Annotated in this window: 10 protein-coding genes; 4 read left to right on the top strand and 6 right to left on the bottom strand. The window is 34.5% G+C overall.

The window, feature by feature from the left end; genetic code table 11:
- Positions 1-503: 503 nt before the first annotated feature.
- The 4 genes from J3495_RS11575 to J3495_RS11560 form a co-directional block, all read right to left on the bottom strand.
- Positions 504-863 carry a hypothetical protein gene (locus J3495_RS11575; RefSeq protein WP_210666714.1) on the bottom strand — a complete coding sequence of 120 codons (360 nt, stop codon included), beginning with the start codon at positions 861-863 and terminating at the stop codon, positions 504-506.
- Positions 864-1,541: 678 nt separating this feature from the next.
- Positions 1,542-2,303 (bottom strand): SGNH/GDSL hydrolase family protein, encoded by a 762-nt coding sequence (locus tag J3495_RS11570; protein WP_210666713.1) that lies wholly within the window; start codon positions 2,301-2,303, stop codon positions 1,542-1,544.
- Positions 2,304-2,370: 67 nt separating this feature from the next.
- Positions 2,371-3,153, bottom strand: coding sequence for a DUF3050 domain-containing protein (locus tag J3495_RS11565; protein WP_210666712.1), 783 nt, complete (start codon positions 3,151-3,153; stop codon positions 2,371-2,373).
- Positions 3,154-3,240: 87 nt separating this feature from the next.
- Entirely contained in the window at positions 3,241-4,419 is a 1,179-nt protein-coding gene (locus tag J3495_RS11560) for an acyl-CoA dehydrogenase family protein (protein ID WP_210666711.1), read from the bottom strand.
- Positions 4,420-4,584: 165 nt separating this feature from the next.
- Here J3495_RS11560 and J3495_RS11555 point away from each other — a divergent pair, with 165 nt between their 5' ends.
- Entirely contained in the window at positions 4,585-6,330 is a 1,746-nt protein-coding gene (locus J3495_RS11555) for a helix-turn-helix domain-containing protein (RefSeq protein ID WP_210666710.1), read from the top strand.
- Between the two features lie 25 nt (positions 6,331-6,355).
- Here J3495_RS11555 and J3495_RS11550 read toward each other — a convergent pair whose 3' ends face one another.
- Positions 6,356-6,499 (bottom strand): rSAM-modified peptide, encoded by a 144-nt coding sequence (locus J3495_RS11550; RefSeq protein ID WP_210666709.1) that lies wholly within the window; start codon positions 6,497-6,499, stop codon positions 6,356-6,358.
- 225 nt (positions 6,500-6,724) lie between these two features.
- Between J3495_RS11550 and J3495_RS11545 the strand changes: the two genes are divergently transcribed.
- Positions 6,725-8,317 carry a vitamin K epoxide reductase family protein gene (locus J3495_RS11545; RefSeq protein WP_236025452.1) on the top strand — a complete coding sequence of 531 codons (1,593 nt, stop codon included), beginning with the start codon at positions 6,725-6,727 and terminating at the stop codon, positions 8,315-8,317.
- A gap of 615 nt (positions 8,318-8,932) precedes the next feature.
- Here the strand turns inward: J3495_RS11545 and J3495_RS11540 are convergent.
- Positions 8,933-9,484: a hypothetical protein gene (locus J3495_RS11540; protein ID WP_210666708.1), complete on the bottom strand. Its 552-nt coding sequence runs from the start codon at positions 9,482-9,484 to the stop codon at positions 8,933-8,935.
- 115 nt (positions 9,485-9,599) lie between these two features.
- On the opposite strand from J3495_RS11540, the gene J3495_RS11535 reads away from it, so the two are divergent.
- Entirely contained in the window at positions 9,600-12,371 is a 2,772-nt protein-coding gene (locus J3495_RS11535; RefSeq protein ID WP_210666707.1) for a 2-oxoglutarate dehydrogenase E1 component, read from the top strand.
- An 87-nt stretch (positions 12,372-12,458) separates the two neighbouring features.
- Complete coding sequence (odhB, locus tag J3495_RS11530; protein WP_210666706.1) at positions 12,459-13,700, top strand: 2-oxoglutarate dehydrogenase complex dihydrolipoyllysine-residue succinyltransferase; 1,242 nt, start codon at positions 12,459-12,461, stop codon at positions 13,698-13,700.
- Positions 13,701-13,702: the final 2 nt, after the last annotated feature.

The raw sequence follows: 13,702 nt of genomic DNA, 5'->3' as shown, positions 1-13,702 counted from the left end.
TTTTTGTTTACTATGTGCGCTATAATTTCCTTTATGATGTTGAATATACTAACAAAAAGCAAATGTAAAGTTAGGATATAATTCTCTTTACTTTACCCTCAATTTGCACAAATAGGTCAATTATAATCAATTTTAGGAAAAATACAGCTATTAAAAAAGAAAAAATATCACACTACATCCCATAAAAAAATCCTGATTATTTAAGAAAAGATTTAAAGGCTGCTGATAAAGAAGATTGGGCTCCTTTTTATTATTTTGTAATACAATAAAAGAATTTTCCAGACATGATAAACTATCAAAATGAGCTGAAAATAAAATTATTTTTATAAAATACCTAAATAGAAGAGGGAGAAAACTGTCCCTGAAAGGTTTCGGAAAAAACAGAGGTACGGATTTTTTATATCAAAAATCAGGAATTATTTTACTGAATGGTTATTTTAAAAAAAACTAAATCCCATTTGAGATGGGTAAAATGGGATTTTCTTGAGGGTGATTATGGCGTATTATGCCTTTGGTTTTGGTTTTGGTTTTGCTTTTTTACGATCGCTTTTCTTTTTTCCGCCCGCCATTTCGTACTGGGTGCTGTTTTTGCCATATTTGGTGGCTACACCAGTCAAAATTCTTTCGTTCCAATCTTTGATGATCCTGATCTGCTCAATACAATCATTATACAAATCATCGAGCGTGCTCAACGCCGTATTGTAACTATTGAGTTTGTTTGATAACAAAGTTACCTGTTTTTCATAATTAGGAACATTAATACCGTTTCCTAAATCTAAAGCCTTGTCTATACTTTTGACTGCTGCCAAACGCGTAACACTTTTTTCGAGATCCAATACTCGTACTAGTTTTTTTCGTGCCATTTTTTTAAATATTAAAATTATACTTACAAAAATAATCGAAAATTAAATGCCGAAATCGAGATTTAACATCTCTTTTTATTGAAAATCAATATTTTAGATCAAAATAAAGGATTTTGTTAACTCGTAATTTAATTTTGCTTTCTAATTATTTAATTTGCTTTTGATAAAATTAAATTAGTAATACACCAAATTAAATTACTCGTTATAAAAACTAAATTACTAGTTAACAAAATTGAGTTTTTAGAAAGCAAAATCTAATTTGTAGTACACAAAACTAAATTAGTAGTTGACAAAATCTAATTTGGAGTTAACAGAATCCAATTATTAGTTCTAAAAACTAAATTGCGAGTTAACAAAATTAAGTTTCGATTTTATTTTTTGAAGAAAAGATAAGGTCTGCAAAGAATAAATTTTACCTAACTGAAACTAAAACCGCTCACTATTGATCTTTATCCCTTGCCTTTAGAATATTTATTGAATGGAATAGCATAATACAAAGCTTTGAATAATGATTAGCCTTTGTTGATCAGGCTACTTAACCACTACCGAAGACAATAATGGCTGTAATAGCCCCGATAGAAGCGACATCCTCTTGTGGCGGGGTTCGCCATAAGAGATACAGCGAATAGCGGGACAGGTGTTGTTCTAGAAACAAAACTGCTGCTCCTAAAAAAAAGATTAGTCCTGCAACGCAATTTTTACTTTTGGCAACATGCGCTCAACAAATAAGGTATAAGCAGATTTTGAAGGATGCAAACCATCTGAGGCTACTAAACTGGGAATTTCGATGCCTTTTCTGGTGATGTCGGTGATGGAGACAAAAACAACTCCATTGGCGATGCAATAATTTTCTGCAAACTTATTGTAAGCGTCTATTTCTTCTGAAATTTTATTTTTTCCCGCAGCATCGTAAAGGGTGCTGTAAGGTGTGTAGGCATAATCGGGAATAGAAATGACCACGACATTTTTTTTGTCTCCTTTGGCCAAGGTTATTGCTTTGGTCACGAGTTCTGGAAATTCTTTCTGGTAGACCGAGAAATTGATGCTTTGGTACTGATTATTGACTCCGATTAATAACGTAACCAAGTCATAATTGGGTGTGAGATTTTGTTCATTTAGTGCCGAAATTAAGCTGGAAGTTGTCCAGCCTGTGGTGGCGATAACTTTTAATGAAAAGCTGGCACCAGGATAAACCGAACTCAGACTTGATTTGAGCTGTTCTGGAAAACGACATGTTTCGCAAACACTTTGACCAATGGTATAACTGTCGCCCAAAGCCAAATAATGGATATTGCCCACAACGGGAGTTACAGGATTGGGCTGTATGATTACAGGCGGCGTAACCGGCGGTATGGTCTCTGAGGACATTTCCTCGGAGTTACAGCTAAAAAGCAGTAGGGAGAATAAAAACACAACTATTTGTTTGGACTGCATTTTCATAATGTATAGCGATTATATTATGGGACATTCTAAACAAATAGTTACGTTAAAAAAGTAACAGCGGTTTTTAAGCCATTTCGGCTTTCATCACAATCTGCTCTTCGATAGAGTTCCAGAGTCCAATGCGTCTTTCTAAAGCGAGAATTGAAATTTCTTCAACTTCTTTCCATTTTTGCGCATCATTCTCACACAAATCATTGATCATTTGCATTGCCATTGGACCGTGCTCATCGGCATCCAATTCGATATGTCTTTCAAAATAATAAAGCAATTTGCTTAAATTTATTTCAGGTAAGTTTTTCTGAAAGTTTTTTAAGATGGCTGTAAACATACTCGGAATTAAATCTTCTCTTCCGAAAGTAAAAGCGGCAGCAATTTGATGTGGTTTTCCTTCTTCGATTACTCTAAAAGTAAAATCAAGAAAAGCTTTTACATCCGGATGCAGATTACTTTGTTTGATAGCGACAAAAATATTATGAAGCGAATTTACCTCGGCCAAAAAGTTATTGATTCCCGATGTGTCGGCACCACAATCTTCCATTGCCTCGAGATACATTTCGTAATGGCTTTGTCTTCTTCCGTCTATTGTAAGGTCTGTTTCTTCGGCAAGAACGATTTCATTAATCAAATATCTTGTCTGCGGATTTTTGGTCGCAAACCACGGTGTTGTAGTACAAGTAAGTTTGGCTTGCAATGCTTTTAATAAAGACATAAAATCCCAAACGGCAAATACATGACTTTCTAAAAAGCGATGCAAATCGTCTATATTTTGAATTTTATTGTATAATGAATGTTGTAGAAGTTGCTCTTTTTGAGGTTGAATGCTGGTATTGATGGCTTCAATATTCATGTGTGTAATTTTTATGCAAATATAAAAAGCTTCTTGATAACAAGAAGCTTTTTATATTGATTTTGTATATCGGCTAATAGTTGCCTGCTATTTAAAAGCTGGAATACCCGTTACATCCATTCCTGTAATAAGCAAATGAATATCATGAGTTCCTTCGTAGGTAATAACACTCTCCAGATTCATCATGTGGCGCATGATCGAGTATTCGCCTGTAATTCCCATACCGCCCAGCATCTGACGTGCTTCTCGCGCGATATGAATGGCCATATCTACATTGTTTCTTTTTGCCATAGAAATCTGTGCCGTAGTTGCTTTTCCTTCGTTTCTTAAAACACCCAGACGCCATGTTAGCAATTGTGCTTTGGTGATTTCGGTGATCATTTCGGCCAGTTTCTTTTGTTGCAATTGTGTACCGCCAATTGGTTTCCCGAACTGAATTCTTTCTTTTGCATAACGCAAAGCGGTATCGTAGCAATCCATAGCAGCACCAATGGCTCCCCATGCAATTCCGTAACGAGCAGAATCCAGACAACCCAGCGGCGCTCCTAATCCTGACTTATTTGGTAATAAATTTTCTTTAGGCACTTTTACATTGTCAAAAATCAATTCGCCGGTAGACGAAGCTCGAAGTGACCATTTATTGTGCGTTTCTGGAGTTGTAAAACCTTCCATGCCGCGTTCTACAATTAATCCGTGTATTCTACCTTCTTCATTTTTGGCCCAAACTACTGCAATATCTGCAAAAGGAGCATTTGAGATCCACATTTTAGCACCATTTAAAAGATAATGATCACCCATGTCTTTAAAATTGGTAATCATACTTCCTGGGTCAGAACCATGGTCTGGCTCGGTCAAGCCAAAACAGCCCATGAATTCTCCTGTTGCCAATTTTGGCAAATATTTCATTCTTTGTTCTTCGTTTCCATATTTCCATATCGGGTACATTACCAAAGAAGACTGCACCGATGATGTTGATCTTACACCAGAATCACCGCGCTCGATTTCCTGCATAATGAGTCCGTATGAAATTTGATCTAGCCCTGCTCCTCCATATTCTACAGGAATATAAGGGCCAAAACCACCTATTTCTCCAAGTCCTTTTATAATTTGTTTTGGAAATTCGGCCTTTTGAGCGTACTCTTCTATAATGGGTGAAACTTCTCTTTTTACCCATGCACGAGCCGATTCGCGAACTAATTTATGTTCTTCTGATAATAAATCGTCGAGGTTATAGTAATCTGGCGCTTGAAATAAGTCTGGTTTCATTTTTTCTAGTTTTTAGAAAACAAATTTACGGAATAAAAATATAACAAAATATACTTAAATTGTTATATTTTTTAAAATAGGTCAAAAATTTAAATAAAATAAGAAGCATTAATTCTAGCTTTTTGGTTATTTATAAGCTAAATTTGAGTTTCCAAAACAAATTGAATGAGGTTTACCATCTCTATTTTGCTTCTTTTTATCTTAAATAGTGTTTTTGCTCAACAAAAGAATGCTTTGAGCCAGGAAGAGTATATCCAATTGCAAGCAAAGATCAGACTGAGCGCCAACTCTAACATTGACAGCTCTTTTATATATGCTCAGCAGCTCGCCAAATCCAATAACAATAAGCATTTGGCTTTTGCTACTGCTGCCATGTCTTATTTATACCAACTCAAAGGAAAACCCGAAAAATCAAAAGAAAACTATATTTTGGCTTTTAAGTATTTGGATAAGATGCCAGATTCTAATGATAAAATACAGCTAAAATCCTACCTATATAATTATGGAGGATTAAGCGAATGGAAAAGAGGTAATTTTGGGAAAGCTTTAGAAATTTTTCATACCGGAATGAAGCTTTCAGTAGCACTGCAAGATATTATTCAGATCGCCAAGTTTAAAGGCAATATTGCATTGATCAACGACAAAGTTGGCAATTATCAACTGGCTATAAAAAATTTACGCCAGTTAAATGATTTTGTAGATCAAAACGAAAACGTTTATAACAAAGAGCAATTTTTAAACATTAAAAGCAATACCAATCTTACTTTAGGTTCTTCGTATGAAAGTTATTTTATGAAGAATAAAAACAAAAGATTCCTGCTCGATTCTGCGGAGTATTTTTATAAAAAAACGGTTTACTATTCTGAGCTTTTTACAGATAATAAAATGGTTGCTAAACTTAGCTTAGGTAATATTTATAGCATAAAAAGCGATTATGCCAATGCAGAAAAAATTTATTACGATATTATTATTTTTGCCCAGCAGAATAAGCTTCAGGACGATTTATGTGTTGCCAACTATAACCTTGGGGATATTTATTTTGTTCAGAAAAAATACCGTAAAGCATTGGTGTTTTTTAAAAAAACCGATTCGATTGCAGCTTTATCTAAGGCCAATGAAATAGATTTTCTAAAATCAAATTATTATCAGGCAAAAATTTACAACATCCTAAAAGAGCCCGAACTCGCTTATAAGCATTCTAAAATTTATCTCAATAATTACGAAAAATTCGAAACCAAACTTGATCATGATGTTTTAGAGGTAAATTTAAAACTAGGACTTAATGATCTTGATGCTGAGATGCTTCTTATTGAGGAAAAATACAAATATGATGTCTTATGGAATAAAATTTTAAAGGCATTTTACGGAGTATTAGTTGTTGGCATCATTTTTTTATTGATAAAAAACAGAAAAGATAAAATCAAAGCGCGCAAAAAGATGAATGCCTTGATTGAAGAATTTAAAATCAACCTCGAAAAGAAAAACAATCCGGAACCAGAATTAGCCGTACCTGAAGCGATAGAGGACAGCCCAATTAAAAAGGAAGTTGTCAACTTAACTTTGGATGAGGCTAAAGAAAACAGGATTGTAGAAAAATTATTAGCCCTCGAAAATAAACTGGAATACCTAAACGCCGATTTTACGTTACCTTATGTAGCCAAAAAAATCAAAACAAATACTACCTATTTATCGTATGTGGTAAACAAAAGATTCGGAAAATCATTTGGAGAATATTCCAATGAATTGAAGATAAATTATGTAATCAATGAAATGATTACCAATCACATGTATCGAAAATATTCTACACAAGCCATCGCAGAAAGTGTAGGCTTTAAGAATGCCGTTTCTTTTGCAAAATCATTTCGCAAAAGAACTGGAGTATCTCCAGCTCAATTTGCGAATAATATCTAACTAGAATTTTATTTGTATTAAATTCTTAGTTGTTTCCATTACCACCGGTTTTTCCCGGATCAGATCCCGAATTTGGATTTGCCCCATCTCCTCCACGGACTGTTTTTTGCTGATTTTTTGATAATTTTTCGCTTTTGAAATCTTCTAATTTAAATGTTGAAATTGACATAATTTTACGTTTTGTGGTTAGCACTATTTCAAAACTAGACAAAAAGCAAAGCCTTTAATCAAGAATGGGGTTTCGGGCGTTTTACATAACCAATAAAAAACGTAATGTTTTAAAAATCAAATATTTAATTACCAATACTGTACTTATATAATTTATAAATTGTATGACCTATTATTAATAAAAAGTGTGACTGGAGCATCGTTTTTCAAATAAAAACCCCAATATTTGTCTTGTTATTTCGATTATAATAGTTCAAAAGCGATGGTCAAAATTGTTCAAAAATATCTTCAAATCAATAAGTATTCAAACCTAAAAAATGAGTTTGAAGACTTATTTCTATCGCACCCAAATTATCCTAGTTTGTTTGCGATAACAGACTCTTTAGATTTGTTGTCAATTGAGAACGCAGCGGTAAGAATTTCGAAAGAACAGATACTTGATTTACCAAAATCATTTTTAGCTTATTACAAACAAGAATTGACTTTGGTCGAAAAAAACAAGAAAAACGTAAAAATTTATTCGGACAAAGAAGGCATTCAAAAAATATCGTACGAAGAATTTTTAACTGGTTGGGACGGCGTAATTGTTGCTATCGAAGAGAATAAATTGTTACTGAATGAAGAATCTTCGATTGGTTTTAAATGGCTAAAATATGCATTGCCAGTATTCTTGTTAGCTGGATTATCTTTTATTTACAATCACTACAACACTTTTAGCATTGTTTTTTTAATCACATCCTTATTAGGGTTCGCATTTAGTGTTCTTATCGTAGATAAAAAAATAGGTTTAAGTCCTAATTTAAATTCAAGATTCTGCAATCTAGGTTCGGCGATTTCATGTGATTCGGTGATACGATCCGATTTACGAAGAATCAACAAATGGATCAGCTTTACCGATTTACCGCTGATTTTTTTCAGCTCAAGTTTGTTGTCCATTTTGTTATTACCGTTTGAATCAGCTGTTTTCGTAGGATTCTTAAGTTTACTTTCTGTACCTATTATTGTATTGTCTGTGTGGATTCAGAAATTTGAAATTAGAAAATGGTGCACACTTTGTCTTATTGTATCTTTTTTGATCGTTTCGCAAAGTATTGTCTGGTTTACCTCCAGCAACTTTACATTGGTTTTTAGTACATCAAATGTTTTTCCTTTTCTGTTTTCTTTCGTTTTATTATTGACGATTTGGCTTGGGATAAAATCTATTCTTAAAAACAGAATCACCAACGAGGTTTCTCTTAACGAATTGAAAAAATTCAAGCGAAACTATTCCGTACTGAATTTCTTATCGCAAAGAATCCCTAAAATAGATGGATTTTCAGATTTAAGAGGTTTGCAGTTTGGGAATAAAAAAGCAAGTATCAATCTTTCGATCATTATAAGTCCGAGTTGTACACATTGCCATAAAACTTTTCAGGAAGCATTCGACTTGGTTTTGAAATTTCCGGATAAAATATTTTTGAATGTTTTATTTAATGTCAATCCGGAAAACAATGAAAATCCGTTTAAGACAGTGGTAGAAAGATTACTGATGATTTATAGATCGACCCCTGGAAAAACGGTTGAAGCGATTTCTGACTGGCACATTAAAAAAATGGAACTAGACAAATGGCTAAAAAAATGGTCTATCGATGGCACAAGCGCGATGATCACACAGGAGATCAACAAACAATATGAGTGGTGCCAGAAAAATAATTTTAATTACACCCCAATAAAAATTGTTAATGAAAAAGTTTTTCCGAACGAATACGATATTAGTGAGCTTAAATATTTTTTAAACGATTTTGCCGAAGAAATTCATATTTTAGAAAGAACAGCATAAATAGAATTGTAATAAAAAACACGAGCGAACAATCTCGAGTGATAAAAAAAAGCTTTAATTAAAAAACTATAATTATGATACAAAATATACTAACCCTAGAAGATGCTGAAGAATTAACAGTAAGTGAGCAAAAAAGCATTCAAGGTACTTATTTGCACGTTTGTACTGGATAGTAATATTGAGTCTTACAATAAAAAGATGTATAATAAAAATGTAGCGCTTTTTCAATCTATTGAAAAAGACTTAAAAATATAACGAATACAAGAAGTTGACAATTTGCCTTATTTAAAATTTAGTCATGTTTTTTTTAATTTGTAGGCGCTCAATAATGAAAAAAGTTGAGCACATTCCGATATTGATGGTTGATATTGGAATTCTCAGGAAAATGGTTACTGCGTTAAGCGCTAATTTAGTAGGTTTAACCAGTACCATATCCTAGAGGAAATTATTTTGAAGATAAAATCTAAAAAATACTTAAAAGAGAGGAAAACAATTTCTCTCTTTTTTTGTTTAAAAAAAGTCCGTTTTACTTTTTTGAAAAATATTGAACAACCAGAGCTAACTTAGAAGAAAATAAAATAATAATTAATAAGCCCTTTCTAAAACTTAATTAGGCTAGAAATAAACCCTCACAAATGGCATAAATGCTGACCCGTAAAGACTTTTTTTGTCATTATACAAAACATCGTAGCGAGCTCCAACAGTAACGCCTCCGTTTCGGTAACCCGCTCCGAGATATAAAGCAGTGTTCCAATAATTATCCGAAAAAGCGGGTCTTACATTATTTGCTTTGTAATCTGTATTTACGCGCACCTGCTCTAATTCTGCAGACAATTGAAGTTCCGGAATAGGATTTACAAGCGTAACCAAACTTCCTCCATAAACAAAAGAATTATAATAATTTTTTGATGCTAAATAACCAAATTGCAATCCGGCACCAACAGCAACAATCTCATTTACATTATAGATAGCACTTGGCATGACAGAAATATCCGTGTAGCCAGAACCTATCCCTAACCCAAGACCTCCACCAAATTGCACTTTATCCCAGAAATTACTACGATTATCAAAACTCTCTTTTTCCTGAGCAATTGCAAAACTTGAAACCAAGAGTATTAAAATCACAAAAAAGGATTTGAAAACGATTGAGATTTGATTTTTCTTCATTGTTACATCAATTTTTAACAAATTTTTACGTAAAAGTAAGCAAAAAAAAGATTTAAATAATATCGATTGTTGTACTTTTGCCATTCTATTTAACAAAAGTATATTCAAAAATATTATGGATAGGTTTTCATTTTTAAATGCAGCGCATACAGAGTTTTTTGCACAATTATACGATCAATATACAGTAAATCCAGACAGCGTTGAGCCTAGCTGGAGAAGTTTTTTTCAAGGTTTTGACTTTGGAATGACTACTTATAATGACGAACACCCTGTACAACAAATAGTTGAATTTGCTGCTAATACTACAGATTATAGTTTAGTTTCGGAAAAATTACAAAAAGAATTCAATGTCCTAAAATTAATTGATGGCTACCGTTCGCGTGGTCATTTGTTTACAAAAACAAATCCAGTTCGCGACCGTAGAGTTTCTTCTCCTTCTTTGGATATAGAAAATTTTGGTTTGTCAGCTGCTGATTTATCAACAGTTTTTGATGCTGCCAAAGTTATTGGAGTTGCGCCTTGCTCTCTACAGGACATCGTGATACGTCTTCAATCTATCTATTGCCAGCACATTGGTATTGAATACATGTACATCAGAAATCCTAGTGTCGTAAAATGGATTCAGGATAAACTAGCAGTAAATGTTAATCAGCCGAATTTCTCTGCTGAAGAAAAGAAAACCATCTTAAACAAATTAAATCAAGCCGTTTCTTTCGAGAACTTTTTACATACGAAATACGTAGGTCAAAAACGATTTTCATTAGAAGGTGGAGAATCTATTATTCCTGCTTTGGATGCCTTGATCGAAAAAGCAGCCGAAAAAGGTGTTGAACAATTTGTAATGGGAATGGCACACCGAGGGCGTTTGAACGTTTTGGCAAATATTTTTGGCAAATCAACTCAGGACATCTTCGGAGAGTTTGACGGAAAAGATTACGATCAGGAGTATTTTGATGGTGACGTAAAATACCACTTAGGACTTACTGCTGACAAAAAAACAAGAACCGGAAAAAACATCAATATCAATTTGGCACCAAACCCTTCTCACTTAGAGACAGTTGGAGCCGTAATTGAAGGTATAACCCGAGCCAAACAAGACAAATATTATGCTGATGATTTCTCAAAAGTATTGCCTATCGCTGTACACGGAGATGCTGCAATCGCAGGTCAGGGTATCTTGTACGAAATTATTCAAATGGCTCAGCTTGACGGATACAAAACTGGAGGTACCATTCATATTGTGATCAACAACCAGGTTGGATTTACAACCAATTATTTAGACGCTCGTTCTTCTACTTACTGTACAGATGTTGCAAAAGTTACGCTTTCGCCGGTATTACACGTAAATGCAGATGATGCCGAAGCTGTAGTTCACGCCATTTCTTTTGCCTTAGATTACAGAATGGAATTTGGCCGTGACGTATTTATCGATTTATTAGGATATAGAAAATACGGTCATAACGAGGGTGATGAACCTCGTTTTACCCAACCGGTTTTATATAAAATTATAGCAAAACATAAAAATCCAAGAGATATTTATGCTGAGAAATTATTGTCTGATGGCATAATTGATGCTACTTATGTAAATGCTTTAGAAAAGGAATACAAATCTTTAATGGAGGAGAATTTAGAAGCTTCCCGTAAAAAAGATTTGACGATTATAACACCATTCATGAAAAACGAATGGGAAGGATTTGTTCAGGTAACCGATACACAAATGCTTCAAAAAGTAGATACAACTTTTGATAAAAAAGGCTTAGATTCTATTATAAATACAATCTCAACTTTACCATCAGATAAAAAATTCATCAATAAAATAACTAAAATTGTTACCGACAGAAAAGCCGGATACGATAACAATACCGTTGACTGGGGAACTGCAGAAACATTAGCTTATGGTTCTCTTTTGACCGAAGGATTTGATATTCGTATTTCAGGACAAGACGTAGAGCGTGGTACATTCTCTCACCGTCACGCTGTAGTAAAAGTGGAAGATTCTGAAGAAGAAGTAATATTATTGAATGGTATCGAAAACAAAAAAGGAAAATTCGGAGTATTCAATTCACTTTTGTCTGAATACGGAGTTCTTGGTTTTGATTATGGATATGCCTTGGCTAACCCAAAAGCATTGACAATTTGGGAAGCACAATTCGGAGATTTCTCTAATGGTGCACAAATTATGATCGACCAGTACATTTCGTGTGGTGAAGACAAATGGAACAATCAAAACGGAATTGTTTTATTATTGCCTCACGGTTACGAAGGCCAGGGAGCAGAACACTCTTCTGCCAGAATGGAGCGTTACCTACAGCTTTGTGCAAGACAAAATATGTATGTTGCCGATTGTACAACGCCTGCAAACTTTTTTCACTTGTTAAGAAGACAAATGAAAACCAATTTCCGTAAACCTTTGATCGTTTTCTCTCCAAAAAGTTTATTGCGTGACCCAAGATGTGTCTCTACAGTAGAAGAATTGGCAACCGGAAGTTTCCAAGAAACAATTGATGACAATGCAGTAGACAAAAAAGCAGTAAAAACTTTAGTTTTTGTTACAGGTAAATTCTACTACGACATTGTTGCCGAAAGAGAAAACAATGGTAGAAAAGACGTTGCAGTTGTTCGTATCGAACAATTATTTCCGTTGCCAGTTGAGCAATTAAAAGCGATTATCGCGCAATATCCAAATGCCGACGATTATGTTTGGGCACAGGAAGAACCTAAAAACATGGGAGCCTATAGCTTTATGTTAATGAACTTTGATCTTGTAAAATGGAGATTGGCTTCATTAAAAGCTTATGCTGCACCGGCATCAGGAAGTTACACACGTGCAAAACGCCGTCACGCCGATGCCATTAGAATGGTATTCGATAAAGATTTATTTAGATAAAAAAGAATTGTTTCAAGTTTAAAGTTTCAGGTTTAATGTTAAGCAACTTGAAACTTTAAACAAATTAAACTTTAAACAAAGAAGAAGATGATTTTAGAAATGAAAGTCCCATCACCAGGGGAATCAATAAAAGAAGTTGAAATTGCAACTTGGTTAGTAAAAGACGGAGATTATGTAGAAAAAGATCAAGCTATAGCTGAAGTTGATTCAGACAAAGCAACTCTTGAGTTACCAGCAGAAGCAAGCGGAATCATTACGCTAAAAGCAGAAGAAGGCGATGCAGTAGCAGTAGGTGCAGTAGTTTGCTTAATTGATACAGGTGCAGCAAAACCAGCAGGAGATGCTCCGGCAGCTGAAGCTCCAAAAGCAGAAACACCGAAAGCAGAGGCTCCAAAGGCCGAAGTAAAAACAGAAGCTCCAAAAGCAGCGCCAGCAGCAGCAACAACTTATGCATCTGGCACTCCTTCTCCAGCAGCAAGAAAAATATTAGACGAAAAAAATATAGCGCCAACAACTGTTTCAGGAACGGGCAAAGATGGAAGAATTACTAAAGAAGATGCTTTAAATGCAGTACCTTCAATGGGAACCCCAACTGGTGGAAACCGTGGTTCTGAGCGTACAAAACTTTCAATGTTGCGCCGTAAAGTAGCAGAAAGATTAGTTGCTGCTAAAAACGAAACAGCCATGTTAACGACTTTCAACGAAGTTAATATGACGCCAATCAACTTGATTCGTAACGAGTACAAAGATGCTTTCAAAGCTAAACATGGTGGTCTTGGTTTAGGTTTTATGTCTTTCTTTACAAAAGCTGTAACCAGAGCATTGCAATTATATCCAGACGTCAACTCAATGATGGATGGCGACTACAAAGTAGCATACGATTTTGCAGATATCTCTATCGCAGTTTCAGGACCAAAAGGTTTAATGGTTCCTGTAGTACGTAATGCCGAAAACTTAACTTTCCGTGGAATTGAAGCCGAGATCAAACGATTGGCGCTTAGAGCACGTGATGGTCAAATCACCGTTGATGATATGACTGGCGGAACATTTACAATTACTAACGGAGGTGTTTTTGGAAGTATGTTGTCTACACCAATTATCAACCCACCGCAATCAGGAATCTTAGGAATGCACAATATTATTGAGCGTCCGATTGCTGTAAATGGTAAAGTAGAAATTCACCCAATGATGTACGTAGCTTTGTCTTATGACCATAGAATTATTGATGGGCGTGAGTCTGTTGGATTCTTGGTAGCTGTAAAAGAAGCACTAGAAAATCCAGTAGAATTATTAATGAATGGTGATGCTAAAAAAGCTTTAGAACTATAGTT

Origin of the sequence: Flavobacterium geliluteum, from assembly GCF_017948595.1 — a bacterium.
In the GTDB taxonomy this organism is placed as follows: Bacteria; Bacteroidota; Bacteroidia; order Flavobacteriales; family Flavobacteriaceae; genus Flavobacterium; species Flavobacterium flavipigmentatum.
This window is presented reverse-complemented; position numbering and strand designations above follow the sequence as displayed.

Coding starts and splice junctions, on each gene's coding strand:
- J3495_RS11555 (WP_210666710.1), top strand. CDS start 4,585: ATGAGGTTTACCATCTCTATTTTGCTTCTTTTTATCTTAAATAGTGTT.
- J3495_RS11535 (WP_210666707.1), top strand. CDS start 9,600: ATGGATAGGTTTTCATTTTTAAATGCAGCGCATACAGAGTTTTTTGCA.
- odhB (WP_210666706.1), top strand. CDS start 12,459: ATGATTTTAGAAATGAAAGTCCCATCACCAGGGGAATCAATAAAAGAA.
- J3495_RS11560 (WP_210666711.1), bottom strand. CDS start 4,419: ATGAAACCAGACTTATTTCAAGCGCCAGATTACTATAACCTCGACGAT.
- J3495_RS11540 (WP_210666708.1), bottom strand. CDS start 9,484: ATGAAGAAAAATCAAATCTCAATCGTTTTCAAATCCTTTTTTGTGATT.
- J3495_RS11565 (WP_210666712.1), bottom strand. CDS start 3,153: ATGAATATTGAAGCCATCAATACCAGCATTCAACCTCAAAAAGAGCAA.
- J3495_RS11575 (WP_210666714.1), bottom strand. CDS start 863: ATGGCACGAAAAAAACTAGTACGAGTATTGGATCTCGAAAAAAGTGTT.
- J3495_RS11570 (WP_210666713.1), bottom strand. CDS start 2,303: ATGAAAATGCAGTCCAAACAAATAGTTGTGTTTTTATTCTCCCTACTG.
- J3495_RS11550 (WP_210666709.1), bottom strand. CDS start 6,499: ATGTCAATTTCAACATTTAAATTAGAAGATTTCAAAAGCGAAAAATTA.